We start from the raw sequence: 25,454 nt of genomic DNA on the forward strand, positions 1-25,454 counted from the left end.
AAATAATCTTTATATCTATGAAACAGGCATTGAAACTGGTAGGCATGTTCCTTGTGGGAATTTTATTGGGGGTGATGGTAAGTGGAGCAGGTATAGCCCTGTTTACCGATATGACCTTGGCTGCGTTTTTCGGGAAACTCTTCAGACTGCATATAGCAGAAGTTATTGGTTTCCCACTCTTGTTTATATGCTTTTTTCTGATAACCCTATTCTTGCAGGTTACTTTGCACGAGGCAGGACACCTGATATGCGGATTGGCTTCGGGGTATCGTTTCGTGTCGTTCCGTATCTTTAATTTCACGTGGATACGCAAGGATGGTAAATGGGTCTTGAAACGTTTCAGTGTGGCAGGTACCGGAGGGCAATGCTTGTTGGCTCCGCCTGATAGGCCTGAGGAAGAGATTCCGGTATGCGGATATAACATGGGTGGTGTAATGATGAACATTTTGACTGCCCTTGTGGCTTTGGGATTTTTATTGTGGATGGAGGATTTGCCTTTCATGTTATCGGTTTTTCTGGTGTTTTGGGTAATAATCGGATTGTTTTTGGGAGTGACAAATGGTGTTCCGATGAAGCTGGGTGGAATAGGGAACGATGCTTATACATTGCGTTTGCTGAGACATAATCCGGCAACGAAGCATGCTCTGATATTGCAACTTCGTATAAATGCGCTGATACAAGAAGGGATGCGTCCGAAAGATATGCCCGAAGAATGGTTCAAGCAAGATGCGGCAACGATAGATTACAAAGACATTCTGCAAGCGACAATCGGACTGATGAACGTGTCCCGCCTGCTAGATCGGGAAGAGTGGGAGGACGCTTATCGTCTTTTGGAAGATGTCAAGAGCCATAGCTCCGAACTGATAGGTATTTTGCAACAAGAAACGGATGCTGAGTTGCTTTTTACAGCTTTGGTAACTGGGAGGATGGAACGTGCCGGTGAACTTGCGACTGATAAATTGCTGCGTTATATTCACCTCTATAGTCGTGTCAGTTCTTCGAAACAGCGTCAACTTTTCGCACTGGCTTTGTATCAGGAAAACGACAGGGAAAAGGCCGAAACTATATACCGCAGCGTCGTGAACCTTCGTGAGAAATACCTCATGCAAGGGGAGGTGAATATGGATATTGCCTTGATGGAAGTCTTGCTGGCGCAGGAGGCTTAGAAGCTGTTTTGAATTTCTCCAAAAAGTTTTTCTTGGCTTGATGTATCTGTTTTCGTGTGTGCTTTGGGCGATTTTTTGGTCCTTTTCGCTCCTGTTCTTCGTCAGATAGCCCGCTATCTTCCTCATCACAGAAGCGAAAATGCCTCAAAAACTCATCCCAAATCATCGCACGATAAATTCAAAACAGCTTCTGAGAGCCTGTCGTTTAAATTTTGCTTAATATAGACCTGATATCATACTGCTTATCGGAAAATTGGAAAATTTAAACAAACTCTGCGTGAAAATGCTGCATAAAAAGTTGGTTATATGGATTTAAAGCTATATCTTTGCAGCCGATTTAGTCCGTGGAGGTAGACAAGTAATCTGTGAGACGGATTCACCTTGCGGAGAAAACCCGTTTAATAATTTAAAAAGAAATGTACGTAATTGTAGAAATTAACGGTCAGCAGTTCAAAGTTGAAGAAGGAAAGAAACTCTTTGTTCAGCACATTCAAAACGCAGAAAGCGGTGCAACTGTTGAATTTGACAAAGTTTTGTTGGTAGACAACAACGGTGAAGTAAAAGTGGGTGCTCCTACCGTAGAAGGAGCCAAAGTGGTTTGCGAAGTAGTTTCTCCGCTGGTAAAAGGCGATAAAGTGCTGGTATTCCACAAGAAGAGAAGAAAAGGCTACAGAAAACTGAACGGTCATCGTCAACAGTTTACTGAATTGACCATTAAACAAGTTATTGCTTAATCATTAAAAACGTAGAAGAAAATGGCACATAAAAAAGGTGTAGGTAGTTCTAAGAACGGTCGTGAATCGGCAAGTAAGAGATTAGGCGTAAAGATATTCGGCGGTTCAGCTTGCAAAGCTGGTAACATCATTGTTCGTCAGAGAGGTACAGTTCATAACCCCGGCGAAAATGTAGGTATGGGAAGCGACCATACACTTTACGCATTGGTAGATGGAACCGTATGCTTCAAGAGAGGTCGTAAAGACAAGAGTTATGTATCGGTAGTTCCTGCTGCGGCTGAAGCATAATCAAATCCGAAAACGTATTTAGGTAGAAAAAGAGGCTTTCATTGAAAGCCTCTTTTTTATGCCAGATGGACGTAGAACGTGTTATTCGTTTTTCAGCAATGCTGTAAGGTCGTTCATAATGCCGGTATGCGGATAGGCGGCAAGCTCTTCCCGGGTGGTTGTTCCGTGAAGCACGCCTGCAAAGTCTATTCCTGCCGCTCGGGCAGTTTCGGCATCTACAGTGCTGTCGCCTACGTACAGGACATCCGTTTTTTCTGTTTGTAGCTTTTCGAGGGCGATGAATACGCCTTCGGGCGAAGGCTTAGGAGTCTGTACGTCTTCTCCACCTACGATGAGGTCGACCGTGCTTTCGGGAAGCGCATGTCCCAACAGTTCCATGATGCGGTAACGGTATTTGGTGGAGATGATGCCCAGTTTCGCTCCGCGTGCTTTCAGCGTTGCCAGCACGTGTGAGGTTTCGGGGAAGAGGCGGGTGTTTGCCGTCATATACTTGTCCGCTTCCTTTACGTATTCCTTCCGGTAGGCTTCCAGGGTATCGGCATCGGTGATTCCGCTGAGGAGGGAGAACGATTCCACCAGCGTTTTGCCAATGGTCCGCTTGATGGCTTCATCGCTGATGCCGGTATGATGATGGCGTTCGAGCACGTTGCGGTAACACATCACGATGCCTTTCGACGAATCTGCCAATGTATAGTCGAAATCGAAAAGATAAGTCTGGTATGTTTTCATTTGTCTGGATATATGTTTGGTGAATTGTGCCGCAAAGATACGTGAAATTGCCCGATTTTCCTAAAATACGGCACACAGACGGATAACGAATAGCATACAGCACACTGATGGAGCACAGATTTGCACCGGTAAAATTTAACAGTGCTGCCTTGTCTGGTGTAATCAAGGACATATTCCTAAAAATGAATATATACTGCATCTGCTGTTGAATATATACTGCATCCACGGTTGAATATATACTGCATCTGCCGATGAAGTATATATCCGTAGGCAGATGCAGTACTACTGCGTTTTCAATTCAACCGAATAGGCTAATGGCGGACATTTGTCATTCCCCTTCGGGCACGTAGATGATTTCACCGTTTTCCAGTTCGTAGGCGATGCCCACTTTTTTGCCTCGCTTGCCGCTGGACGACTGGTCCTGACTGGGCGTGTAACGGTTGATTTGCTTGCCTTCCTTGGTGATGATTTCCATGTTGTCTTTGCCGGGATTCTTTACGATGGTGAAGTCTTTGTCGGTGAACACTTCGGTCATGTTCATGTGCATTACCATCGCTACCATCAGGGAGACTGCGAATACCATTGCTACGTCGAAGAGGTTGACCACTACACTCAACGGGTCGGTGTCTTCTTCTTTCTTGAAGAAGCTGACACGGCGGTTACGTCTACTCATACTTGCCCTCCTTTCTCAATCAACAGGCGCGACACATAGTCGAGGTTGTTGACGCACTTGGCATACCAGCGTTGCTTGAATTGCATCGAAACCAGCCCTACGGCACTGACTACCAAACCCACTACGGTGGTGGCAAACACCACTTGCATGTTGTATGCCATGCCGGCAATGTCGCCTGTTGAGAGTCCGACCAATGCAGGGCTCATGGCAATCAGGGTGCCAATCAGTCCCAATACGGGTCCTAACTTGGAGAGCATCTTGGAGAGTGCAACGTCTTTCTCGGCTTCCACCTCGAACTTGGAGAGGGTAAAGTCGGCATAGTCTTCGTTGACGGGACGGCTGAGCATGTCGCGCAGGTAGCAGACGTAGAGCGAATTGTCTTTGTCGGGCAATGCCTGCTTCAGGGCTTCTATGTTGCCTTCTTTGATAAGATGATCGAATGCTTGGTCGTTTTTACGTTTGGTGATGTACATGTTGTAGGTGCCTCCGATAAGGATAAGTGCACGCACGAAGAGGAAAAGCAGGATAATTACATCGGGTATCAACAGGCTGTTGGCTACCCAGAAAAGCATTTTAGAGATAAATTCCATTATTCTTGAATTAATAATTAATAGTGAATAGTTAATAACGTTTTTTCATTTTCCGTTCTTTCCATCGCTGGATAAGTGGATACTTGATTTGGCTCCATACATAACCTACGATGAATAGGATAACGAAGAGCGAAAGGGCGAGAATAACCGCGTTCCAGTTGACCGGTTCGTCTGCGGCGGCATAGACCGTCTTGCCGTTTACGGTGGTGAGCAGTCCGAGGATGCAGACGAAGAGGCTGATGAGGAAATGGATTTCCAGCCGCAGGTCTTTTTCCGGAACGAAGTATGTTACTGCCTTTGCCAATGCCGGAATGCCCATTAGCATCAAAGCCGCCACGATGTAAGCGGTTGTGCTGAATGCGGTTCCTACAAAGGTAAAAATGGCTTCGGTGAGGCAATAGAACACCACGGGGAACAAGAGCAGGCTGGGGTACCACCACAGCAGCTTTGCCCACCAGGGATTCTTCTTTCCGTAAAGCCCGCGCAGGTAGGTGACGCAGAACCCGAAGCAGAGGGCGGACTCAAGGGTGATGATGACCGCCATGTTCTGCAGGGCTTCGGTGTTCTGCAGGTAGTCGGCTATCTGTGTTTTCGATTGCAGGATGGCATACGGATATGCCAGCACGGTGAATGCCGCCACAATCAGGCTATAGATGCCTGCCTGCCACCACCGCCACAGACTGAGCTTGAAAGCGCAGTTTATGGCGATGAATAGCATCAGGATGAGAATGATTTGTTCCATTTTATTTATGGTTTTGTGAACGTTTTCTTTTCAGTATCATCAGCAGGATGATGAAGGCGGCAAGTACAACACTGATTACTACGGTGCTGCTCAGCTTGTTGGTTTCCTCTTCGGGCTGACTGGAAGCGTTTACGGTGCTCTTCTTGAGAGTCATGCCTTTCTGTACGGTTCCGTCGGCAAGGGCAGCTTCTTTCATCCCGTCTATGCGTTGTTTGTAACCTGCTGCTTGCGGGGCACTGACGTTTGCGGCGATGAAGTCTTGCAGTTTGGCGTTGTTGTCGGCGAATCCTCCTCCCGAAGTGCCGTACTTGGCAACCAGCCCGGTGTGCAGTTCTGCCACGGCTTTCAACTGCTGGGGCGATGCTTTCCAGTATCCTTTGCGGGCGGTTTCCAGCATCACGGCGGTCATGTTCTGCAGGGCGGCAGGATTTTTGCCTTCAAAATAGTCCTGTGTGCCGAGATGGTATTTATCCTTGACATACACGTCGTAGATGTCGTTCCATAACTGTTGGTCGATGGCCTGGGGCTTCATTACGTTCCAGCCGTAGGTGTTCTGCACGATTTCGGCGATGGAGCTTGCCGCTCCGGCATCGCCTTTCATCTTTTCGCGGATGTAGGCGGGATTGAGGATGGTGGTGCGGCTCTCTACTCCGATAGCTTCTTTCACTTCCTGCATCCGTACGTTGTTGCGGTTGCGGTAATCGCTCAGGTAGGCATCGGGGTCTTTTCCGGTGACGTTGCGCACCGCCAGGTTCATGCCTCCCATGAACTCGTACACGTGGTCGAGGCTCAGCGCACCCCATGTGTTGCTTTGGCGGGGCTGTACGACGGCATCGGTACGGGTCAAGGCGGCTTCGAACGCATATTGGCGGAAGGCTTCCCAGTTCTTTTCGCTTCCGTAATAAGCTCCCATATTGTGCAGGTAGGTGCCGGCTATCTCTTTTTCATTTTCCCACCGGTCTCCGGCTTCTACCATTCCTTGGATGCCGGTGCCGTATCCGCCGTTTACGCCTCCGAACACACGGTAGGTGGACATCTCGCGGGCATCTTTCGGCGTAAGCCCTTTCTCTATCAGGGCACGTTCGGTTTCGACGATGCCTGCCGCCACCTGATTCTCATACATGTCGTCTTTGGCTGCCGCAGCCATTTCCACGGCACGGGTGATGAGGAACAGGCGGGATGCGGCGATGTCGCGCAATTGTCCGCTGGTCTGCACCACCACGTCGATGCGCGGGCGTCCCAACTCCTTGGAGGGAATCAGACGGATGTCGTTTACACGCCCGAAAGCGTCGCGGATGGGTTCTACGCCCAGCATGTACAGGATTTGTGCCACGGTGGCTCCTTCGGTTTCGATGAATTCGCTGCTCCACAACGTATAGCTCACCTTCCGCGGGATGGAGTCGTGGTGGCGGCTCTTGTACATCTCGATGGTGTTGTTCGCCAGGCGGATGCCCTTTTCCCAAGCGGCTTCCGACGGAGTGGCTTCGGCGTTGATGGCGTAAAGGTTGCGTCCCGTAGGCAAGGCGTTGGGATTGGCTATCGGGTCGCCTCCGGGCGAGGGCTGCGTATAGCCTCCGGCAAGGGCGTTTATCGTGCTTTCCAGTTCCTTCGTGGGGCTTTCCAGCAGGGCGGTGCGGTAGCGGTTCACGTTCTTGACGGCACGTTCTACTTCCCTGATTGCCGTGGCGCGGGCGATTTGTTCCTTGGTGTATTCCTTGCGGTGCATCATCTGCTTCATCATCGCCGCCATGCCTCCTCCGGCAGGTTGGGCGGAAGTGGCGTGACGCTTCATCGCTTCTTCCATTTTGTGGAGCGAGGCGGAGTCGGCACCCATTTTCTTTGCCATCGCCAATGCCTTGTCGGGGTCCATGCCTTGTCCGGCTTTTTTCATTCGCTCGTGCATCTTTGCGCCGATGCCCGACGGATGTTGGACGGGCGTTGAGGCGGGTTTTTCCTGCATCTCTTCGGCAGCCTGCATCATCATCGACAACATGCCTTCGGGACGCTGGCGCGACGCTTCTATCTCGCGTGCCTCGTCCAGCTGGGCTTGCGTGATGCCGGCGGTGCGGCACACCAGTTCGTCGGTGGCAAGCGAGGGGTTGGCAAGCAGGCGGGCGACCAGCGTGCGTGCCGGAGTGAGGTACTGGCGGGTGAACAGGCTGCGGTGCTTCTCGGCCTGCGGACCGGCTTTCCCGTTCAGCTTGTCCAGTGCCAGCAGGCTATAGGCTATGGGTTCGGTAGCCATGGCGTATACGCTCGATTCGATACGTGCCTGTTCGTAGGGCACGCCCATCGTATATAGCTGCCCTGTTATCTTTTCGTTGGCAAGCTCTTCGGCGAAATTTTCGACACGTGCCACTTCGTCTTCGGTGTAAGGACGGGTCAGCAGGCTGTCCAGCCCCAGGTCGCGGTGGATGCCCAGCTCTATGGTCAGGGCTTTCACCTTCAGCGATGCCCGGTCGAGGGCGGAACGGTCGGGAACGTTTTCTTCCAGCAGGTTGTTGTAGTCCTTTACGGCTTCGCTCAGTTCGCGGTAGGTGCCGCGCACGCCGCTTTCCATAAACGGAGGCGTCAGATACGATTGCAGCCCGGCATAGGCGCGGCGTTTGGCGATGACCCCTTCGCCCACATTGCCGATGGTGTAGATGTAGAAGTGGGGCAGGGCGCCTACGAGGCGGTCGGGCCAGTCTTTGCTGCTCAGCGCCACCTGCTTGCGCGGAGTGAATTCCAGGCTTCCGTGGGTGCCGAAGTGAATCAGCGCATCTGCCTTGAATCCGTATTGCACCCATAAGTAGGGGGCGATGTAGCTATGAGGAGGTGCGGCATCGGTGCCGTGCACTATCTGGAACGAGTTGCTGCCCGCTCCTGCCGCCGGTTGGGGAAGCAGAACGACATTGCCGAACTGCAGGCGGGCGATGCCCAGCTTGCCGTCCGCCGTTGCCATGTATTCGCCCGGAAACTCTCCGTTCGCCTCTGTCACTTGGGCGTACTGTTCGGGGCGGATGCTCTGCTTCACCCAGCTTTCGTATTCGTCTTTCGTAATCAGTTGCGGGTGTCCTTCGCGCATGAAGTGGCTGTATGCCCCTTCGGCGTAGGTGCTGAACACGGTGCCGCGCTCCTGGATGAGCCGCCCGAGGGCTTCGCTGCTTTCCGGCATCCCGTCTACCCGGTATCCTTCCCGGCGCAGGCGCACCAGCAGGTTGTAGAGCGAGGGCACTACCTCCATGCCCGAAGCCGTCAGGGCGTTCTGTCCCGGTCCCTTGTAGTAGACGATGGCGACGCGCTTCTCGGCGTTGGGCTTGCGCCGGAGGGCGATGTAGTTGTTCACGGTCTGCACGAAAGTTTCCAGCCGTTCGGGGATGGCGAACGCGTGCCGCAGCCCCTCCTTGTCGGCATAATGGCCGAAGAGCGCGAAGGGGCGGATGGCTCCGTCAATCTCGGGCGTCACCACGCTTTGCGAGAGGAATCCGCCGTTCATCCCCATCGGGTCGTTTTCCCAGTCTTCCACCAAGGTGTTTACGTTCAGCGGGGCGAAGAGGGGGATGTTCTGCCGGGTCAGGTAATCGGTGATGTAGTCGCCCATGCGTCCGTGCGCCATGTTGATGACGGCTGCGGGGCGCACCGAGTCTATCTGGTGGCGGGTGATGAAGCTCTTCATGCGGCGCACGGGATAGACCACGTTGCCCGTCTCTTCCAGCCGGCGGATGAGGTCGGTGGGTTCGCCCATCTGTCCGGTGAGGATGATGCGCGGCGCATCGTCTTTCCACAAGCCGTGTTCTTTCAGGAATTGGTCGTATCCGGCTACGGTGTTGAAGCCTTTCGCCTCGTCATCGGGGTGGGAAGGGTCGATGTGGTACAGCATCTCGTTTGCCGCTTCCTGCACAGGTTCCGGCTCACGGGTGGAAATCAGCTTGCCGTCCACCGTGCGGCGCACATACTCCAGCATGCTGCGGTAGTTGCGCCTTCCGCCGCCAGCCAGATAGGCGCGCAAGGGGGCGGCGGTGGCGGAGTCGAGCGAGCAGATGTCGTTCGCCGGATTGGTGACCGCCGTCGAGAGGACGGGCAGCCCTCCGTCGGCGGCTTTCTGGATAAGGGCGCGCTGCTCTTCGGTGAGGCGGATGCCCATCGCGTTGATGAAAACCATGTCGCACCCGTCCAGCTTGTCCAACTCGTCGGTACCGATTTCGGCGAGGCGGATGAACGGGTTGTCGTTGGCTTTCGAAATTTCGCCCAGGTTGATGGCCTGGTAGTTGATGAAGCCTATCTTCGTGGCGCTGAACCAGCTGTTCCATACGGCGAACAGCAGGAGGGCGGCTACGAGGAGGCTACCCAACACAATCATTCTTCTCTTTTTCATTGCTCATTTGTTTTTATCGTTTATTTTTAATTCGCAACAGAGGGGCATAAAGTGCCGCTGGGTTGTTTTTAGACTCAGTGCGTCTCTGTGTCCTCTGTGTTGAAATCAGATTTAGTCTCTGTTTCCGCCTTCCGGAAAACGTGCAAAATGCGCGACGACCCCTCGGCGGAGACCTTGCAAGTGTTGCAAAATGCGCGATGACCCCTCGGCGCGGACTTTGCACATCTGCAAAATGCGCGACGACCCCTCGGCGGAGACTTTGCACGTCTGCAAAATGCGCGACGACCCCTCGGCGGAGACTTTGCACATCTGCAAAATGCGCGACGACCCCTCGGCGCGGACTTTGCACGTCTGCAAAATGTATTTTAGACCTCTAAAACTGATTTTGCAAGTGTTGCAAAGTGTATTTTAGACCTCTGTTTCGGACTTTGCACGTTTGCAAAATGGATTTTAGACCTCTAAAATGGATTTTGCAAGTGTTGCAAGGTCGATTTCAGACCTCTGAATCGCATTTTGCACGTGTTCCGATGCCTCTTCCGTCAGAACAGCTGGTCCACGTCGAGCGAAAGCCCCACGGAAACGGTGGTGCCGGTGGTGGTGGGCGTGCTGTTGTAATAGTGGCCGGGGCGGTAGTTGAACAGGTTGTCCACCACCACGTTCACGCGGATGCCCCGGTACACGCGCTGCGCAAGGTTCAGCTTCCACAGGGTGTATGCCGGATAGGTGGTCGAGGTGGTGCCTGCATCGGGGTCGGTGTAGCTCACGTACTCGTCGGTGGTGACGCGCGAGAGGACGCGGCCGGTCAGCGTCACGTCGAAACCGTAGTTCTTCCAGTCCTTGCCATAGTCCAGCTTGGCGGTGGCGGCGTGGGGACGGGTGGACGAGAAATAAGGCTCGCCTGCCGGTATGTGTACGTGGGTGTAGGCATACGAGAGGCGCACGCCCAAGCCGCAGGGGTACTTGGCGGCTACGTCGGCGTTCAGTCCGGCGATGTTCATCTGGGCGATGTTGGAGTAGACCATTCCGTTGCGGCTCTGGTCCCACACGGTGGTGATGCGGTTGTCCACCAGATTGTAATATCCGGTCAGGGTGACGTTGTAGCGGCTTTTCAGGTATTCGGCGGAAAGCGAGAAGTTCTGGCTGCTTTCGGGCTTCAGGTTCTCGTTGCCGTATATCATGAAGACGTTCGCCATGTTGAAGTCCATGTACATCTCCTTCAATGTCGGGGCACGGAATCCGCCGGCGTAGGAGGCGCGGAGCGAGCAATTGCGCCATTTGTACATGATGCCGAGTTTCGACGAGGTGTTCTTCACGTCGGCTTCGGAGTAGTAGTCGAAGCGGATGGACGACATCACGTTGAGGTTGCGGATGGGGTTCAGGTCGAACTGGGCGAAGGCGTCGGCGGTGTATTGCTCGTGGTCGCCGTTGTCGGTAAACTGGTAGCTCATCAGGTAGTCGCGCATGAAGTCGCCGCCCACGGTGAGGGTGTTCTTGTCGTTCATCGTGTAGTTGTAGAGGGCGCGCACGTTGTGCTGCACGTTGGTATAGTCGCGCAGGTCGTAGTCTTGCGCAGGGTCGTAGTCGCTCTTGTCGTACTGGTCGAAGCTGTACGACAGTTCCAGTCCGCTCCGTTTGTCGAAGGTATAGTTTCCCCGGAGTCCGCCCGAGAAGTCGCGGTAGCGGTCCTTGTTCGAGGTGCTCTTGTCGCGCTCGCGGAAGAAGTAGCCCAGCCGTCCGGTCAGCTTCAGCCGGTCGGTAGGGGTGTAGACGAGGCGTTCCTTGAAGTTCCACGTGCGGTTGCCGTACACGCGGCTGAAGTCGTTCTCCTCTCCGTCCTTGCCCACGGCACCCACTTCGATGGGGTCGGTGGAGGTATGCTGCACGTTGAGGCTGTTCCGGAAGTCGCCCGCGCGGAAGGTGAAGGTGCCTCCGTAGCGTTGGTCGTTGTGCGCGCCGTACCTTCCGTTCAGGTTCAGCGTCCACGGCTCGGAGGCGTCCTTGGTGATGAGGTTGACCACTCCGCCCACGGCGTTCGAGCCGTAGAGCGACGATGCCGCCCCTTTCACGATTTCGATGCGTTCCACGTTGTCGAGGTTCAGGCGGCTGTAGTCGATGTTGTCCAGCGTCTCGCCCGCAAGCCTTTCGCCGTCGACGAGGAAAAGGACGGCGTTTCCTCCGAAGCCCTGCATGTTGAGCGAGGTCTGCTGGTCCATGGAGTAGGAGAACTCGATGCCCGGCAGCTCCGCCTGCAGCAGGTCGCCGATGTGGGTGGCGTCCACCTTGCGGATGTCGTCGGCGGTGATGACGCGTGTCACGATGGGCACGTCTTTCAATAGCTTGGGCGTGCGTGTGCCCGTCACCACTACAGTTTCCATACCTATGGCATCTTCTTCCAAAGCGAAGTCCAGCCGGTCTTGTCCCGGTTGGAGTGCATGGCTTTGCGTCACGTATCCGATGAACGATGCCTGCAGGGTGTATGCTTTCCCGTCGGGGAGGCGCAGGCGGTAGTTCCCTTCGGCATCGGTGGTCATTCCGATGGCTCTGTTCTCTTTCACGAACACCGTTGCTCCGGCAAGCGGTCCGTTGTCCGCATCGAGCACTTTCCCCGAAACGTAGCGTTGTGCGGCGGCGCTTGCCGCGATGAGGAGGCAGCCCGCCAGCACGATAAGATTTTTCAGTATAGGTTGTTGCATATTCTTTTGTTTTTTATTAAATGGGCTGGGGGCTACAGCGGATAAGCATATTCGATAGTGAGGTGTCCCGAAGTATTCTGTTCGTTGCGGAATGCCGTGAGGCGCAGGGCGGCATAAGTGCCGTCGGCCATGCGCAGGATGTACACCTTATTAGATAAGGTATAAATAGGTGGCATCGTGCTGGTGTCCACGTCCAGCCATTTGGCAAGCTCGGCGTTGTAGCTGGAGGTGGCATACAGGATGTTGCCCTCCATCATACCCGACATATCGATGGTGATTTGGGTCTCGGTGTCGCTCACGTAGTTTCCCGTGGGGATGCTGCTCATCAGTAGTACGGCATCCAGGCTGGTCGCCTCGGTCTCCAATACAGCACCGCCGTTGGTCTTCACGTCGTAGCGGTGGATGGCGAAGTCCCAGTCGGAGGGCAGCGAGGCGTTTTCTCCCATGGGTATCTCCGTGCCGTCCGTTCCGGTGATGCGGGTGGAGTCTATTTCTTCGGTATGCAGGTTGATGTAAGTCCACTGGGCATAATCGGTGGCATCGATGAAGAGCGTTCCCGTTCCGTCGCCGTTCGGGTTGAAGCCGTAGCCGGTAGTGGTGCGGGGCTGGTCGTAGATGCCGTCCAGTATGCCGTCGCACGCCGGGAACAACAGCATTGTTGCCCCCAGCGCGAACAATTGATAAAGACGAAACAATTTCATGTACTATTTACTATTTGATTATTTACGATTTGCCTTAAATCGTACCTCGTAAATCGGAAAATCGTAATTTCATGTACTATTTGACAATTTATTTATTTACTATTTTGCCCTAAATCGTACCTTGTAAATCGGAAAATCGTACATACATCAGTTGGCGGCAGGCATATCGCCCAGAGTGAAGGTGATGGTAAGCCCGCTCATCACGCCGGGTACGGTGAAGGTGAAACTAACGTTTTCCTTGCTTTTATCGATGCTTCCGCTCAGCGTGCAGGGATATTCGCTCACGTTGCCGTTCATTCCCATTTGGGTGGTACCTTCGCCGCTCAACGTATAGGTTCCGTTGGCTTCGGTTGCGCTTATACTTGTGAATGAAAACTCGCCCCACGTATCCGATGTGTATGCCAAGGTGAAGGTACCGTCGTTATTGGCAGAGAGCGTGATGGTTTGGTTTTCGGCCGTCATGCTTTCAAAATAAGCGCAGCTGGCATTGGTCCATCCTTCGTAGGAGCCGGCAAGAAGTTTCTCTGACGGAATGTCGCCCAAGGTGAAGGTGATAGTCATCCCACCCATTACCGACGGTACGGTGAAAGTGAACGTGCCTTCGGTCCGTCCTTCGTCCAGTGTGCCTTGCAGGGTGCATTCGTATTCGTTTTTCGTGTCTCCCATTCCCATTAAGGTCGACCCGCTTCCGCTTACGCTGTACGTGCTACCCGAATGCATCACTTCGGCTCCACTTACGGTGAACTCACCAAAGCTGGCAGAAGTATAAGTAAGGGTGGCTGTGCCGTTTTCCCCGTCGCTGGTTATTGTCAGCGATTCACCTGCCGATACCAGCGGCGTATCGGTATATTGGAATGAGGCTTCGGAATAGCCTGCATATGTGCCGGCGATGTCTGCTGCCGGATTCTCGTTGATACTGTTGTTTTCATCGTCGCTGCATGCAGCCGCAAATAATGCAAGGGCCGCACATGCTAATAGATTCTTTAGTTTCATGTTGCTATTTTGATTAGGTTTTGGTTTTACGATGCAAAGGTAGAGTGGTTTCAGAGGGTGGTCAATACCTAAAATTCATGAAAAAAGACGGTGGCCTTGAGTCTGAAAGGAAGTGAGAAAATCAGTATTTTTAGGTATTTATATAAAAAAGAAACGTCGGAAACTCCGTGTTTCCGACGTTTGGGGTAGTAACTTTTTGTTAGAACAAGATGATGAGCCTTTGGTAATTGTCAATTGTCAATTGCCATCGGGTGATAGTCTTTGGCAAGCCCACCCTCGCTGGTTTCTTTGTAGAGTGAGGGTAGGTCGTGTCCGGTTTCTTTCATTACTTCTACCACACGGTCGAACGACACGCGATGGTGTCCGTCGGTGAACGCAGAGTAGGTATTGGCGTCAAGGGCACGGGCAGCGGCGTAGGCGTTTCGTTCGATGCAGGGAATTTGCACCAGTCCGCACACAGGGTCGCACGTCATGCCCAAGTGGTGTTCCAGCCCCATCTCGGCAGCATATTCTATCTGTGCGGGACTTCCACCGAAGAGTTGGCTTGCCGCTGCAGCCGCCATCGAGCATGCCACGCCTACTTCTGCCTGGCATCCGGCTTCGGCTCCCGATATCGAGGCGTTATGTTTGACGATATTTCCTACCAGTCCTGCGGTGGCAAGGGCACGCAGGATGCGGGCATCGCTGAACTCCCGGGTTTTCTGTAAATGATAGAGCACGGCAGGCACCACGCCACAGGCTCCACACGTGGGGGCAGTTACGATTTTTCCGCCCGAAGCGTTTTCCTCGCTTACGGCAAGGGCGTACGCAAACACCAGTCCGCGTGAGCGGAGCGAGTCTTTGAATCCCTTTGCCTTGATGTAGTATGCCGATGCTTTCCGGCGCAGGTTGAGCGGTCCAGGCAATACGCCTTCAGCATCCAATCCACGCAGGATGGCTGCCTTCATTGTTTCCCATACTTCGGCGAGATAGTTCCATATCTCTTTACCTTCGCATTGTTCTACATATTCCCAGTAGCTGCGTCCGGTGTGTTCACACCAGTAGAGTATCCGGCTCATCGTGTTCATTTCATAGATGTCAGGAGTGCTACCTTGCGGATGCCCTTCTTCAGCAAGTGCCCCTCCCCCGATGCTGAACACGGTCCACTCATCGGTTTTCTTTCCGTTTCCATCGAAAGCCTTGAAAGTCATTCCATTGGGGTGGAAGGGAAAGAACACATGCGGTTTCCATACGATTTCGACCGGTGCGTGTGGTTGGAGTACGTCTAAGATGGCCACATCGGTCATGTGTCCCTTGCCTGTAGCGGCAAGGCTTCCGTAAAGCGTCACTTCGAAAGATTTTGCTTCGGGATGGCGGGCAAGGAATTGTTCGGCTGCCTTCCTCGGTCCCATGGTGTGGCTGCTAGAGGGTCCTGTGCCTATCCGGTATAATTCTCTGATTGATTTCATCTTTTTAAGTATGTATGTGAAATGGTTAATCTTTTACCACAGATGACACAGAGTATCACAGAGGAGATAAAAATAAAAAACGCTGTGTCCCTATGTGTTCTCTGTGGTGAATGGTTCATTATATATAATGTAAGTCATTTCAAATCTACCACCGTGATTCCCGCCCCGCCGAACTGTACGTGCTCGTCTTGGAAATGCGCTACGCCGGGTACAGTGGCAAGGTATTGGCGTATCAGTGTGCGAAGGATGCCCGAGCCTGTTCCATGCAGGATGCGGACACGGCTTACGCCTACTTGAATGGCATCATCGATGAAATAGGTGACCGCCTGTATGGCTTCATCGCCGCGCATGCCCCGTACGTCGATGTCTTGCTTGAAGTTCAGTTTCTTCTGGTACATCTGTTCTTGCGTCTCGCTGCTTACGAAGGTGGCTTTTGCCATCACGTTCGAAATCTTGGGTGGGTCGGCGTGTTCCAGCCGTTCGGTCTTGACATTGGTTTTCATCAGTCCGAACATCACCACGGCGTTCTGTCCGTTCAGTTCCAACACCTGTCCTACACTTGTCTGACCTTTGATGCGCACATAGTCTCCCGTGCAGATGGGCTTTGCTTTCGGCTGCATGGGGGCAGTTTCGGCTTTTTTGTTCTTCCGCTCTTCTTTGCGTTTCTGCTTTTCGCGCAGGCGTTCCATTTTGCGGGCTATTTGTTCTTCGAGGGCTGCGGTGTCAATGGTCTCCACTTCTTGCTTGAAGTCGGCAAGTTCCTGGCGTGCCGTGCGTGTGCGTTCTTTTTCCGCCTGTGCCTCCTTGATGGTGCGGATAGTGTTCTCTATCTTGGCGTTCGATTCCTGGAGCAGGTGTTCGGCATCCTCCTTGGCTTTTTGCAGGATTTCCTTCCGCTTGCGCTCCAGTTCTTCTATCTCTTGCTGGTAGCGGGCAATGGTGTCTTCCATCTGCTTTTCTTTCTTGCGGATGTTTTGCCGCTTGGTTTCCCAGTAGCGTTTGTCGCGCACGATGTCTTGCAGGTATTTGTCGCTTTGGATGTATTCGCTGCCCACAATTTCCGAGGCATCGGCTATCACCTCTTCGGGCAATCCGATTTTACGGGCTATCTCTACGGCGAACGAGCTTCCGGGATTTCCTATCTGCAACTGGAAGAGTGCGCGCATCTCGTGGCGGTCGTAGAGCATGGCTCCATTGATTACGCCTTCGTGGTCTTCGGCAAAGTGCTTCAGGTTCTGGTAATGGGTGGTGATGACCCCGAATGTCTGTTTCTGGTTAAACCGTTTCAGTACCGCTTCGGCAATGGCGCCTCCGATTTGCGGCTCCGTACCTCCGCCGAACTCGTCTATCAGGATAAGGCTCTTGCCGTTGCAATATTTCATCATATTCTTCATATTGGTAAGGTGTGAAGAATAGGTGCTCAGGTCGTCTTCGATGCTTTGTTCGTCGCCGATGTCGATAAAGATGTTTTCGAAGATGCCCGCATGGCTCCGTTCGTTCAGCGGTATCAACAAGCCACATTGGAGCATGTATTGCAGCAGTCCTACGGTTTTCAGACATACCGATTTGCCTCCGGCATTGGGACCCGATATCAGCAGGATGCGTTGGCGGCTGGTCAGTTCAATGTCCAGCGGCACTACCTTCTTATTGTGTTTCGCCAGCGATTTCTGGAGCAATGGGTGTACGGCTTCTATCCAGTCGATGATTTGTTGTTCTTCGAAGGCGGGCTTTACTGCTTTGATATCCATACAGAAAAGGGCTTTGGCACGGATAAAGTCGATAAGTGCCAGGAATTCGTATGATTGCAGGATGGCGGGTACTTGCGGGCGGATGGTTGCCGAAAATTCGGTCAGTATGCGGATAATTTCCCGTCGCTCTTCACCTTCCAGTTCCCGGATGCGGTTATTGGCTTCTACCACTTCTGCCGGTTCAATGAAAACGGTCTTGCCTGTAGCCGATTCATCGTGTACGATGCCTCGTATCTTGCGCTTCATGCCCGGAGCCACAGGAATGACCAACCGTCCGTCGCGCATAGTCGGCGTCACGTCTTTTTCCACGAAACCTTCTGCCTGTGCACTGCGCAAGATGCTGTTCAGGCTGCGCGAGATGCTGCCTGTCGTGTCTGCCAGTTCGCGCCGGATACGCAAGAGCTCGGCAGAGGCATTGTCTTTTATCTTGCCGAACTTGTCAAGAATGTTGTTGATGCGTGCTATGAGCTGTGGAAATACCAGAATATCGGCAGCCAGGGCGTGTAGGGCAGGGTAGGGTGAGTACGAATCTTCGTCTTCCTCGTCCTCTTTTTGCAGAAAACCCACGATGTCGCGTATCGTTTCCAGCGAGCGACGCAGGTCGAACAGTTCCTGTTCGTCCAAATACAGTCCTTCCACCCGGATGCGTTTCAACGAAGGGCGCACATCGAAAAAGTATTGGCTGGGAAATTCGTCTTCCTCTTCCAGGATGCGGACGAATTCCACTACTTCCTCCAGCCGGCAGTTGATTTCTTCGTAGTCGCTGGAGAAAGCCATTCCGTCTGTTTTTTCTTCGCCCAATGTGCTCAGGCACTTGGCTTTTATAAGGTTCCTGATTTGGTCGAACCCTATTTTCTGTTCAAAGTTTTGTGGATATATCATGCTTTGTTAATGTCTGTTCTAACAATTTGGTTATCGTCGGCAAAGTTACGACAATGCGAAAAAACAATCAAAAAAAGTGATGAAATATTTGCCAAATTGAAAATAATCCGTACCTTTGCAGCGCTTTTGAAAGGAAGCACATCGCGAAAAGCGTTTTGGAGAGGTGGCAGAGTGGTCGATTGCGGCGGTCTTGAAAACCGTTGTACCGCGAGGTACCCGGGGTTCGAATCCCTGTCTCTCCGCAATAAAGGGTGTAAATCAAGCTTTTGCAAGATTTACACCCTTTTTCACGCCCTAAAATCAACTACGGAGGGTGTAGTCTTTATATATGCTTTACTTTTGTTTCTGTAATCAGAACTACCCTACAGGGTAGTGGAAAAGTCTCGCGAAGTATGGAACTTTGCAGCAGAAAACTAAAAAACTATCATACAATGAAGAAGAATATTAGAATTGCAGCGAAAGCTGCTTTATCCCTTTTGATTCTTTTGGTATTGGGATTCATAGGATTGGTCATTTATGCAAAGTACTTCTATAATCGGGATGTAAAAGTAGTCTCTTATTATGCCGATGAACTATGTCTTGGAAAGGAGGCTTTTGAAGCGGAATTTGAAGAAATCTATCAAGTTACTCTGGACGAGTATTCATTGTATCCTTCCAAGCATTTGAACATGGATAGTTTGCATCAAGAGTATGTACGACGAATAGCAAAAGAGGCAAATACACCTGTTGATTTTGGCAAGATATTGAAAGAATATTTTGCTGCACTAAATGCGGGTCATGCCTCCGTTTATCTAAACGATTATACGGCCAATTATGCTCCATTGTATATTGAAGGAAGAGTTTTTATTAATCAGCCTAATTTGTATATGCGTGAAAATGGCTTCCAAGATAAGGATGAAATTATAAGTATAAATAAAATTCCGGTTACAGAATGGATTGCCACGAACGAAAAATATACTCCTGCTTCTACCGAAAAATACCGAAGATTGATGACCGCCCGTAAGCTATTTCGTTCTTGGAGCGATACTATTGCAACCTATCAGGTAATTCGAAATCAAGATACGGTGAGCTTGACGCTCAATCTGAAAAAAGCATCTGCCTTTCATGAAAAACAAAACCCTACTGTGGAATGGACGGTATTACAGGATAGCATTGGATATATTCGCATATTGTCTATGATGGATCCGGTTGTTGATGAATTTGACAGAGCTTATCAACAGGTAAAGGACTTTCCAGATTTAATCGTGGATGTCCGTGAGAATGGAGGAGGAAATAGTGGAAACGGTAAAAAAATATGCGAGTACCTCATCCATAAGCCACAGCCACATTGCGTATCGCCGGATTGGGAAATAATTCCTCGGAAAGATTCATATAAGGGTAAATTATTTCTTCTGACTAGTACATATACCTTTTCTGCCGCTGAAAGTTTCACATTGGATTTAAAAGAAAGTGGTGATGTGACAATTATCGGTGAAGGGACTGGTGGGGATACAGGAAATCGTCCTCGTACATTCCATACTACGAATGGAATTTATTTTCGTTTGCCGACAAGAGAGCCTTTTTTTTCACCAAACGGATTCCCAATGGAGGGAAAAAGTATCATGCCTGATTATAAAGTTTGTCAGAATGTAAATGATTTTATGAAAAACCGTGATACGGTATTGGAGTTTGCCTTAAAAATGATTGGTACTAATAATCAGTAATGAACTTGAACGGAAGAAGATGGAGGAATACATCACTACCCATCCTCCAGTTGCCACTCTGCCGAAGTTCTATATCGTCTTCCTAAATCAGCCTCAGATTGGCTGCGATACCCACGGCCTCAGTGATGTTTTCTGCGTGTAGTTTCTCGAAGAGTTTCTTCTTGTGAAATTTGACGGTATTGGCATCAATGAAGAGAGTTTCTCCAATCTCCGTGTTCGACATTCCTTTGACGGAGAGCTGGAGAATCTCTTTTTCACGGTCGGAAAGAATCAGTTCAGACTGTTTTCTCCATCTTCTGCCCTCGAACGAATAGATATACCGGTCAGTACATGTATGGTCTGAAATAACTACATCTCCGATAGTTTTCTCCGGTGAGAGTGAAACGGTACATAGAGCCAGCCATATATCCCATTGTCACTCAGCAAGATGGGGGTCAGTTTGTGGTGGATAAGATGCGAATGTCTTTCTGAGGAACAGATATGAAAGTTATACTCGATGGACAAGTCAAGTCTTTTTTCTACCGGCTGGTCATAGTAAAACCGGAATCCGGCTTCGTTGATTTCCATAAGACGGTTTATCTCGTCAGACGGAACAACATCAAAATAAAAGGCATAACCTTTCTGTTGCACATCTTCCGGTGAATGACCGCAGAGAAAAAGCGGGTTGGACGATACGTAAAGGAAGTTCTTGCGGTTATAGTCTATGATATACAGACTGTGATTTGTATTGCGGGCCAGAGCCTTAGCCATATCAATACAGAGTCCGGTCCTGTCGTATTCGCAGTCGGGAATGTTCATTTGTGGATTGACGGGATGAAAAAAACTTTTTATATCCTTTTGCATAACTGATTGCGTTTTGCCCACAAAATTAGGGAAATATTTCTGGAGCATGTGGTAAATGACTGTTTTTTATTCAAATCCGGAAAAATAACCTGAGTTTATCATATGAATTTCATGGTATATAAAATGTCAAGTTTACTTTATTCAATAAAATTTGTTTCTGCTTTCCGAAAGCCTTAATTTTGCATGACTTTTACATCAAACAATCATGGAAAATTATATGGCAAAAGCAGCGGATGCCTTTCTGACAGGGCGTCCGTATGGCATACGTCTTGACTTCAAACATAAGGGCTTCGCTCTTTTCAACTACAACATGAACGAGCTTGGCAACCATCTTCCCGGCAGACTGGAAACGCTTCCGCTGGAGGATTTTGACGTGGAGGATATTCCGCTGTGCGGGGAGCGCATTGTCCGAAAGGAAAACATAACGGACATATTCTTCTATGACGAGAAGAGCAACCCGTATTCGGACAACCGTGTGGATATGAAGAAACTGAAAGCATACAACAAATATATCTATCCGCTTTCACTTATTCTGAATAGAAATCTGTAAGATGGAAACAAAAAAGACTTCCGTCAGTGGAAGTCTTTGGAACAGCGGTTTCTTTGCTACTTTCTTTGTCCGCCTTCTGCTCACCGAAAGAAAGTAGGGCGGCTCTCGCCGCCTCTGCCTAAAGTCGGGTGTAAAGTCCCGTTACATCCGTGAAAATCTGCTGGAGCATATCAAAGTACACTCCCTCGTATTTGGCTATCTCCTTGACCTTGATGTCCGCATACTTCGTCAGTGTCTGACGATAGAAATACATGGTGTATGTATCCGTGTCCTCATCCAATATGATTTTCAGTCTGTTGGCTGACGTCTTGTTTCTTGCAAGGCTCATTGTAGTCCGTTGCCCAAATTGATATAGTTACGGCTTCCCGTCATGACGGTAAATCCATGACCGCCCAACTGCTGTAAGATTGTATTCGCTATCATCTGTATATGAATTTAAGTTATTGTCAATGGGTGGCTTTTGCCACCCGATTTTTTTATGCGTTCATGCTCTGCCTTATATGCTCCAATGTGCGCTCGGCAATGGGGCGTGTTTCCTCCGTCCAAAGGTCATAGTCATGTACGGATATTCCCACACTCTGCAAGTCACGGATATAGCCGGACACATAATCTCCCGTAGGGAGGTAAACGAACTGCATCCATGCGTCCCTGCTGTCTGTCAATATAAAATAGTATTTCATGCTCTTTCTGTTTTATGGGTTATCTGTTTCGGGTGCGGGCGGTATTGTGTACCGCCACACCTTTAGTATTCTTTCATTTCGGCAATGGGGGTATATTTTCTGAGCCATTCCACCACATGCACCATGTTGTATTCGGAAGTAATGACTGCCGTATGTTCGTTTATCGGGGTCATTCTTGTACTTTCGTAGCTCTCTATCCATTCCTTTAGTGTTGCCACATCACAAGTATCGGTACACATCATATCCAAAATTCTGATAGGGTCGCTGAATGTCACAATCAAAGTATCATAGTATGCTGTCATAATCTGTCCTCCTTTCCTTTTATCCATTCGTCACGCAGGTGTCTGCACTCCTCCAATGTAGGTCTCACGCAGGAGAAAAGTTCTCCGTCCGTGTGTCGGTAGTCATACTGGAAAAGGGTTGTTCTTTTCCGTCTGATAGTCGTTTGGTACTTTTCGTACTTCTCAGTACCTGCCGTCTGGCAGGTACTCACTCCGTTGATGGTCATTCTTGTTGTCATGGTAGTCATTTATTAAAATTCAACAATCAGCAGTCGGTTCTCCATTACCTTTTCGGGGTCGGTTATCATCCTTTGGGCTACCCAAAGGTGATGCGCTCCGAAGCCGTAGGCGAACAGCCTTCCGAAGTTCTCGTTTTCTGAAAGTTTTGCCATTGAATTGCGGATTTCCTTTTCACTGAAACTCAAGGACAAGGTGTTTATCAGACTGACAAAGATGTCGGTTACTTTCTCGTCCCATAATATCAGTATGTTTTCTATCTTTATTTCCATATCATGTATATTTTGAAGTCTATAAATCAAGCACTCATCCGCTTGCGGATAAGTTCTGCATTGCTCTCTACAAGGCTGATGATGCGGTCGTGGTATTCGGTATTGGAATTGCATACACCTCTGCTCTGTACCACCTTGAATGTTGTCAGTGAAACCTCTACCGTTTCAATTCGTTTGCCGTCAATGGTTGCAGATAGGATAAGAGAGTCTGTCCTCTTGTGATAGCTTCCCACACAATGGTGCATCAGTTTTCCTTCAAGTTGCATTTCTGCCACACTCTCAATGACCTTTACAAGAATAAGGTTGTCGGTAAACACAAGTCCGAAGAACTTGCCTTTGGACTTCAGATAATTCTTTTCGTCCTTGACCAACTGCTCCCTGCGTTGCTCCGCTCTTTCCCTTTCAATCTGTTCTTCGCGTTTTCTGACAAGTCGGTCATGTGTCTTTTTCAAGTCTGTCGGACAAACATATTTTGGGCAGTGGGTGTCTTTCCCGAAATGTCGGAGCAGTCTTACAAGGTCACACCACATGGAGGCATCTGCAATATGATAGCCGTTTCGGATACAGATTTTTATGGAGTTCCAATATTCATGTAAATTGATATTTGATATGACGGCATATCTGAACATTTCTGTCTGTCCCGCTTTAAGCAATGTTTCCTTTTTGCTGTCGGTCAGAATGGCGGTAAAAAATTCGTATGGGGTCAGTTCGTGGAATGCTCCCTTGAAGCCGTTTCGCCTTAATTCGGGAATGATGCGCATTGCCGGATAAGTCTTGTATGCGTCTATGTTGTATGCTTTCAGCATCTTGTTGCTGCGCAAATCCATATCGCTCCATTCAGTCCAAAGGTCATAGTACATCGTGTGCATGGCTCTCAGTCGGGCAATAACTTCGGTCTTTCCGTTTGGGGCAATCCACCATTGCACCACCTCCCGAATGGAATACTCAGCCTTCTGTCCCACCTTGTATGTTGCTCCTACCATAAAGTAGCGCAACACTTGATAGCCTTTTCGGGTCGTAATGATTTCATAATATGCGTTGCCCCTGAAAACTCTCTTTCGGGTATCAAGTATTTCAAGTTCCTTTCCGCAATGGGGACAGCTACAGCCACATATAGTTTCCGCAAGAGTGTGTCCGCCTTTCCATCGGTGTCCACATTCCGAGCAAGTGATAGTTCCGCCTTTTGTGCGGTAGGCATGATGCTTGAAGCAATGTTCAAAAGCGTATGCTTTCTGCTTGTCTGTCAGTTCGGGCAGTCCGCTTGACAAACGGACTACCTCTTTCTGTATGCGTGTTCTCGGTTTCATATCAAAAATCAAATAATGAGGGTTGGACTTGTGTTTCTTTTTTCGCTGTCGGCTTGTTGCGGTTCTGTAGCTTTTGGAGTTCCATCTGCTGATATTGGGCAACCGCCTTTCTTCTTGCTTCCTGCTTTTCCTCTTCTGTCAGTTCCACCACATGGTTTACAACTACTTGACATTGTATAGGCTTGCCTACTTCAATCTCGTTTTCATCGTAATAGTGAATGGCTTGTCCGTAAATCTCTCCGTCTGAAAAGCCGTTGCAACCGCTTTTCTGCACATAGTTCAGAATGTATGTGACACAATCGTCTATGTTCTTGGCTGGGTTGCGGTAGCTTTTGGCGAATAGTTCATCTTCCGCTGCTCTCTGCTCCAAAAACATCTGTATGGTTCGTTTGAAATGGTCTGTTCCTTTCATAATCTCAAATTTTAGTCGGGTTGTTGTTCAAATAAAGTATCTCGCAATCTTCCACTTCTGTGGGAAGTCCGAAAAGGGGGTAATGGGTGAAATAAGGCTGTGCGTTCCCTTCTTCATCTGTGAGGGGTGAAACATCTTGTACTTGCCATTGCTTTATCCATCTGTCTATTGTCTGAACTTCATCGTCTGTGAGTGCGGTTGCATCGCCATTGATGATATAGGCTAAACTCCATGTGGGTATCTTTTCCGTTGTCCTGTTCATATCAGTTCCTTTATGTGGTCAGACAATCTCTTGTAAAATCTCTGTGTGGTATTGTGGGGGGCATTCCACCAAAAGAAAACCGATAAAATCCTTTCTCGCTTCCTTGTTGAGTTCGTGGTATAGCCTTCTTAGGGTTGAATGGTTGCCGTTGATGTAGGTTTCCACCATATACTCAAAGATGTTGTCCACCTCGTAAAATCTGCATTGCTGCGCTGCTGTCCTGCTGTATCGTCTTGCCATATCCTTATTTGTTAGATTGTTAATAACCAAATGAAAAAGCCGATTGTCGCCATTACTGAAAATAGGGAGATTAGGATGCCGAACATGATGCTCAACATGCCGAATAGGATTTCTCCTATGATACCTACTACCAAACTGCCAGCACAAAAGGCTATGTTTGATGTTGTCGTTACTACTGCGGATAATGCTTTCCACAATACCTTTCCGATGTCACTCAATATCATTCTCATATTTTCCGATTTTAGATTGTTGATTACCTTGTTCGGATTTGGAGTGGGCGGTTTCTTTTTCTTTTCGCCTCTCTGTATGTCCGATGTTTTCTTGTGACGTCTTCCGACCGCATTGGTCGTTTTCGTTTCGGGGGCTTCTCAAAGGTTAGGGAGTAGGATTAGCAAATTTTTTAGACAAAATACTACCCCTGAAAGGGCGTGGAGATTTTTCGACAAAAAATTTGAGTTCCTAATCCCGTCTTTACCTTTGCCCCATGCAACGAAAATGACACCTGATGCCGTCCTGGATGGCGGCATGGAAACAGAGGCATACGCATAGAGAGGCGGAAAGGAAAAGGGACAGAGGTATTGGCGTGCAGCGCCATGTGGATAGATTAAGGGCGGTGCTACAAATAAGGGGAAAGTTGGCTTTCCGACCGCCGTGTGGAAGTCCTGTAACCGTCATTGTCATGCGTGCATGGCTTGCGGTTACTGGTGTTCCTCCGGTGGTACATTGTCGTAAAACGGGATTGTCTGCCGTTGCTTTGTCTGCAATGGAAGGCAAACTGGTTTTACGACACGGGGCTTTGTAGCCGAAAATGGTCACAAGAACAGATCCACGCTTGGCGTGTCCTGTAGAAGTGGCATTTTCGGCTACTTGTATATGGATGAAATAATGACTGTAAGAACGGTTTTACCGTTTTAGTACAAGCA

28 protein-coding genes, 1 tRNA gene and 1 pseudogene are annotated in these 25,454 nt (G+C 49.9%); 8 read left to right on the top strand and 22 right to left on the bottom strand.

The genetic code is table 11. The features are described 5' to 3' along the window. Positions 1-17: 17 nt before the first annotated feature. A complete protein-coding gene (locus B5F25_RS03125; protein WP_087247508.1) occupies positions 18-1,166 on the top strand; it encodes a M50 family metallopeptidase in 1,149 nt (382 codons plus the stop codon). Here B5F25_RS03125 and B5F25_RS21040 read toward each other — a convergent pair. Next, positions 1,102-1,332 (bottom strand): hypothetical protein, encoded by a 231-nt coding sequence (locus B5F25_RS21040; protein ID WP_140406846.1) that lies wholly within the window; start codon positions 1,330-1,332, stop codon positions 1,102-1,104. The genes B5F25_RS03125 and B5F25_RS21040 overlap by 65 nt on opposite strands. 250 nt (positions 1,333-1,582) lie before the next feature. Here B5F25_RS21040 and rplU point away from each other — a divergent pair, with 250 nt between their 5' ends. Together rplU and rpmA are read left to right on the top strand one after the other, a co-directional pair. Continuing rightward, on the top strand, positions 1,583-1,900 hold the full coding sequence (gene rplU, locus B5F25_RS03130) for a 50S ribosomal protein L21 (protein ID WP_087247510.1): 318 nt from the start codon (positions 1,583-1,585) through the stop codon (positions 1,898-1,900). 21 nt (positions 1,901-1,921) lie between these two features. Beyond that, positions 1,922-2,188, top strand: coding sequence for a 50S ribosomal protein L27 (gene rpmA / locus B5F25_RS03135; protein WP_022038691.1), 267 nt, complete (start codon positions 1,922-1,924; stop codon positions 2,186-2,188). Positions 2,189-2,269: 81 nt separating this feature from the next. On the opposite strand, the gene B5F25_RS03140 is transcribed toward rpmA, so the two are convergent. The 10 genes from B5F25_RS03140 to B5F25_RS03185 form a co-directional block, all read right to left on the bottom strand. Next, complete coding sequence (locus B5F25_RS03140; protein WP_087247512.1) at positions 2,270-2,917, bottom strand: HAD-IA family hydrolase; 648 nt, start codon at positions 2,915-2,917, stop codon at positions 2,270-2,272. Between the two features lie 328 nt (positions 2,918-3,245). After that, the gene (locus B5F25_RS03145; protein ID WP_022039822.1) at positions 3,246-3,590 is read right to left on the bottom strand and encodes a DUF2149 domain-containing protein; all 345 of its coding nucleotides are present in this window, start codon (positions 3,588-3,590) and stop codon (positions 3,246-3,248) included. Beyond that, positions 3,587-4,180, bottom strand: coding sequence for a MotA/TolQ/ExbB proton channel family protein (locus tag B5F25_RS03150; RefSeq protein ID WP_022039821.1), 594 nt, complete (start codon positions 4,178-4,180; stop codon positions 3,587-3,589). Before B5F25_RS03150 ends, B5F25_RS03145 begins: the two co-directional genes overlap by 4 nt. Before the next feature lie 31 nt (positions 4,181-4,211). Then, positions 4,212-4,922: a hypothetical protein gene (locus tag B5F25_RS03155; RefSeq protein ID WP_087247513.1), complete on the bottom strand. Its 711-nt coding sequence runs from the start codon at positions 4,920-4,922 to the stop codon at positions 4,212-4,214. Position 4,923: 1 nt separating this feature from the next. Then, positions 4,924-9,279, bottom strand: coding sequence for a cobaltochelatase subunit CobN (locus tag B5F25_RS03160; protein ID WP_087247515.1), 4,356 nt, complete (start codon positions 9,277-9,279; stop codon positions 4,924-4,926). Positions 9,280-9,818: 539 nt separating this feature from the next. Continuing rightward, a complete protein-coding gene (locus B5F25_RS03165) occupies positions 9,819-11,972 on the bottom strand; it encodes a TonB-dependent receptor (RefSeq protein WP_087247517.1) in 2,154 nt (717 codons plus the stop codon). A gap of 32 nt (positions 11,973-12,004) precedes the next feature. After that, the gene (locus tag B5F25_RS03170) at positions 12,005-12,673 is read right to left on the bottom strand and encodes an HmuY family protein (protein WP_087247519.1); all 669 of its coding nucleotides are present in this window, start codon (positions 12,671-12,673) and stop codon (positions 12,005-12,007) included. A 147-nt stretch (positions 12,674-12,820) separates the two neighbouring features. After that, positions 12,821-13,666 (bottom strand): calycin-like domain-containing protein, encoded by an 846-nt coding sequence (locus B5F25_RS03175; protein ID WP_087247521.1) that lies wholly within the window; start codon positions 13,664-13,666, stop codon positions 12,821-12,823. Between the two features lie 230 nt (positions 13,667-13,896). Next, positions 13,897-15,114, bottom strand: coding sequence for an L-serine ammonia-lyase (locus B5F25_RS03180; protein ID WP_087247523.1), 1,218 nt, complete (start codon positions 15,112-15,114; stop codon positions 13,897-13,899). A 134-nt stretch (positions 15,115-15,248) separates the two neighbouring features. Next, complete coding sequence (locus B5F25_RS03185) at positions 15,249-17,744, bottom strand: Smr/MutS family protein (protein WP_087247525.1); 2,496 nt, start codon at positions 17,742-17,744, stop codon at positions 15,249-15,251. 157 nt (positions 17,745-17,901) lie between these two features. On the opposite strand from B5F25_RS03185, the gene B5F25_RS03190 reads away from it, so the two are divergent. Continuing rightward, positions 17,902-17,986: transfer RNA gene (locus B5F25_RS03190), tRNA-Ser, on the top strand. Between the two features lie 189 nt (positions 17,987-18,175). Beyond that, complete coding sequence (locus tag B5F25_RS03195) at positions 18,176-19,447, top strand: S41 family peptidase (protein WP_087247527.1); 1,272 nt, start codon at positions 18,176-18,178, stop codon at positions 19,445-19,447. Between the two features lie 82 nt (positions 19,448-19,529). On the opposite strand, the gene B5F25_RS22345 is transcribed toward B5F25_RS03195, so the two are convergent. Beyond that, positions 19,530-19,670, bottom strand: coding sequence for a helix-turn-helix transcriptional regulator (locus tag B5F25_RS22345; RefSeq protein WP_275532610.1), 141 nt, complete (start codon positions 19,668-19,670; stop codon positions 19,530-19,532). A 125-nt stretch (positions 19,671-19,795) separates the two neighbouring features. Beyond that, positions 19,796-20,290: a hypothetical protein gene (locus B5F25_RS03200; RefSeq protein ID WP_241148344.1), complete on the bottom strand. Its 495-nt coding sequence runs from the start codon at positions 20,288-20,290 to the stop codon at positions 19,796-19,798. A 205-nt stretch (positions 20,291-20,495) separates the two neighbouring features. Between B5F25_RS03200 and B5F25_RS03205 the strand changes: the two genes are divergently transcribed. Then, positions 20,496-20,840, top strand: a complete 345-nt coding sequence (locus tag B5F25_RS03205) for a hypothetical protein (protein WP_022232581.1) — start codon at positions 20,496-20,498, stop codon at positions 20,838-20,840. A gap of 118 nt (positions 20,841-20,958) precedes the next feature. Here the strand turns inward: B5F25_RS03205 and B5F25_RS03210 are convergent. The 9 genes and pseudogenes from B5F25_RS03210 to B5F25_RS03250 form a co-directional block, all read right to left on the bottom strand. Next, positions 20,959-21,263 (bottom strand): annotated as a pseudogene (locus tag B5F25_RS03210) (hypothetical protein). 53 nt (positions 21,264-21,316) lie between these two features. After that, on the bottom strand, positions 21,317-21,520 hold the full coding sequence (locus tag B5F25_RS03215) for a hypothetical protein (RefSeq protein ID WP_005650232.1): 204 nt from the start codon (positions 21,518-21,520) through the stop codon (positions 21,317-21,319). A gap of 62 nt (positions 21,521-21,582) precedes the next feature. Then, entirely contained in the window at positions 21,583-21,822 is a 240-nt protein-coding gene (locus B5F25_RS03220) for a hypothetical protein (RefSeq protein WP_005650234.1), read from the bottom strand. Further along, positions 21,819-22,040, bottom strand: a complete 222-nt coding sequence (locus tag B5F25_RS03225; protein WP_072543831.1) for a DUF3873 domain-containing protein — start codon at positions 22,038-22,040, stop codon at positions 21,819-21,821. The genes B5F25_RS03220 and B5F25_RS03225 overlap by 4 nt, the downstream gene beginning before the upstream one ends. 12 nt (positions 22,041-22,052) lie before the next feature. After that, complete coding sequence (locus tag B5F25_RS03230) at positions 22,053-22,310, bottom strand: hypothetical protein (RefSeq protein ID WP_022232584.1); 258 nt, start codon at positions 22,308-22,310, stop codon at positions 22,053-22,055. A 26-nt stretch (positions 22,311-22,336) separates the two neighbouring features. Next, positions 22,337-23,617, bottom strand: coding sequence for a PcfJ domain-containing protein (locus tag B5F25_RS03235; protein WP_087247529.1), 1,281 nt, complete (start codon positions 23,615-23,617; stop codon positions 22,337-22,339). Between the two features lies 1 nt (position 23,618). Continuing rightward, complete coding sequence (locus B5F25_RS03240) at positions 23,619-24,029, bottom strand: PcfK-like family protein (protein WP_022217992.1); 411 nt, start codon at positions 24,027-24,029, stop codon at positions 23,619-23,621. A 4-nt stretch (positions 24,030-24,033) separates the two neighbouring features. Beyond that, the gene (locus B5F25_RS03245) at positions 24,034-24,291 is read right to left on the bottom strand and encodes a hypothetical protein (RefSeq protein WP_087247531.1); all 258 of its coding nucleotides are present in this window, start codon (positions 24,289-24,291) and stop codon (positions 24,034-24,036) included. Between the two features lie 18 nt (positions 24,292-24,309). After that, on the bottom strand, positions 24,310-24,531 hold the full coding sequence (locus B5F25_RS03250; RefSeq protein WP_022217990.1) for a hypothetical protein: 222 nt from the start codon (positions 24,529-24,531) through the stop codon (positions 24,310-24,312). Positions 24,532-24,561: 30 nt separating this feature from the next. On the opposite strand from B5F25_RS03250, the gene B5F25_RS03255 reads away from it, so the two are divergent. Both B5F25_RS03255 and B5F25_RS03260 read left to right on the top strand, forming a co-directional pair. Then, positions 24,562-24,858: a hypothetical protein gene (locus B5F25_RS03255; protein WP_087247533.1), complete on the top strand. Its 297-nt coding sequence runs from the start codon at positions 24,562-24,564 to the stop codon at positions 24,856-24,858. A 178-nt stretch (positions 24,859-25,036) separates the two neighbouring features. After that, on the top strand, positions 25,037-25,333 hold the full coding sequence (locus B5F25_RS03260) for a hypothetical protein (RefSeq protein ID WP_087247535.1): 297 nt from the start codon (positions 25,037-25,039) through the stop codon (positions 25,331-25,333). Positions 25,334-25,454: the final 121 nt, after the last annotated feature.

Origin of the sequence: Bacteroides sp. An19 (assembly GCF_002160215.1) — a bacterium.
GTDB lineage: Bacteria > Bacteroidota > Bacteroidia > Bacteroidales > Bacteroidaceae > Phocaeicola > Phocaeicola intestinalis.

Coding starts and splice junctions, on each gene's coding strand:
- B5F25_RS03195 (WP_087247527.1), top strand. CDS start 18,176: ATGAAGAAGAATATTAGAATTGCAGCGAAAGCTGCTTTATCCCTTTTG.
- B5F25_RS03215 (WP_005650232.1), bottom strand. CDS start 21,520: ATGAAATACTATTTTATATTGACAGACAGCAGGGACGCATGGATGCAG.
- B5F25_RS03255 (WP_087247533.1), top strand. CDS start 24,562: ATGAAAAAGCCGATTGTCGCCATTACTGAAAATAGGGAGATTAGGATG.
- B5F25_RS03250 (WP_022217990.1), bottom strand. CDS start 24,531: ATGGCAAGACGATACAGCAGGACAGCAGCGCAGCAATGCAGATTTTAC.
- B5F25_RS03150 (WP_022039821.1), bottom strand. CDS start 4,180: ATGGAATTTATCTCTAAAATGCTTTTCTGGGTAGCCAACAGCCTGTTG.
- B5F25_RS03225 (WP_072543831.1), bottom strand. CDS start 22,040: ATGACAACAAGAATGACCATCAACGGAGTGAGTACCTGCCAGACGGCA.
- rplU (WP_087247510.1), top strand. CDS start 1,583: ATGTACGTAATTGTAGAAATTAACGGTCAGCAGTTCAAAGTTGAAGAA.
- B5F25_RS03170 (WP_087247519.1), bottom strand. CDS start 12,673: ATGAAATTGTTTCGTCTTTATCAATTGTTCGCGCTGGGGGCAACAATG.
- B5F25_RS03230 (WP_022232584.1), bottom strand. CDS start 22,310: ATGGAAATAAAGATAGAAAACATACTGATATTATGGGACGAGAAAGTA.
- B5F25_RS03185 (WP_087247525.1), bottom strand. CDS start 17,744: ATGATATATCCACAAAACTTTGAACAGAAAATAGGGTTCGACCAAATC.
- B5F25_RS03205 (WP_022232581.1), top strand. CDS start 20,496: ATGGAAAATTATATGGCAAAAGCAGCGGATGCCTTTCTGACAGGGCGT.
- B5F25_RS03125 (WP_087247508.1), top strand. CDS start 18: ATGAAACAGGCATTGAAACTGGTAGGCATGTTCCTTGTGGGAATTTTA.
- B5F25_RS21040 (WP_140406846.1), bottom strand. CDS start 1,332: ATGATTTGGGATGAGTTTTTGAGGCATTTTCGCTTCTGTGATGAGGAA.
- B5F25_RS03180 (WP_087247523.1), bottom strand. CDS start 15,114: ATGAAATCAATCAGAGAATTATACCGGATAGGCACAGGACCCTCTAGC.
- B5F25_RS03165 (WP_087247517.1), bottom strand. CDS start 11,972: ATGCAACAACCTATACTGAAAAATCTTATCGTGCTGGCGGGCTGCCTC.
- B5F25_RS03160 (WP_087247515.1), bottom strand. CDS start 9,279: ATGAAAAAGAGAAGAATGATTGTGTTGGGTAGCCTCCTCGTAGCCGCC.
- B5F25_RS03220 (WP_005650234.1), bottom strand. CDS start 21,822: ATGACAGCATACTATGATACTTTGATTGTGACATTCAGCGACCCTATC.
- B5F25_RS22345 (WP_275532610.1), bottom strand. CDS start 19,670: ATGTCGAACACGGAGATTGGAGAAACTCTCTTCATTGATGCCAATACC.
- B5F25_RS03235 (WP_087247529.1), bottom strand. CDS start 23,617: ATGAAACCGAGAACACGCATACAGAAAGAGGTAGTCCGTTTGTCAAGC.
- B5F25_RS03140 (WP_087247512.1), bottom strand. CDS start 2,917: ATGAAAACATACCAGACTTATCTTTTCGATTTCGACTATACATTGGCA.
- B5F25_RS03145 (WP_022039822.1), bottom strand. CDS start 3,590: ATGAGTAGACGTAACCGCCGTGTCAGCTTCTTCAAGAAAGAAGAAGAC.
- B5F25_RS03240 (WP_022217992.1), bottom strand. CDS start 24,029: ATGAAAGGAACAGACCATTTCAAACGAACCATACAGATGTTTTTGGAG.
- B5F25_RS03200 (WP_241148344.1), bottom strand. CDS start 20,290: ATGCAAAAGGATATAAAAAGTTTTTTTCATCCCGTCAATCCACAAATG.
- B5F25_RS03175 (WP_087247521.1), bottom strand. CDS start 13,666: ATGAAACTAAAGAATCTATTAGCATGTGCGGCCCTTGCATTATTTGCG.
- B5F25_RS03245 (WP_087247531.1), bottom strand. CDS start 24,291: ATGAACAGGACAACGGAAAAGATACCCACATGGAGTTTAGCCTATATC.
- rpmA (WP_022038691.1), top strand. CDS start 1,922: ATGGCACATAAAAAAGGTGTAGGTAGTTCTAAGAACGGTCGTGAATCG.
- B5F25_RS03260 (WP_087247535.1), top strand. CDS start 25,037: ATGCCGTCCTGGATGGCGGCATGGAAACAGAGGCATACGCATAGAGAG.
- B5F25_RS03155 (WP_087247513.1), bottom strand. CDS start 4,922: ATGGAACAAATCATTCTCATCCTGATGCTATTCATCGCCATAAACTGC.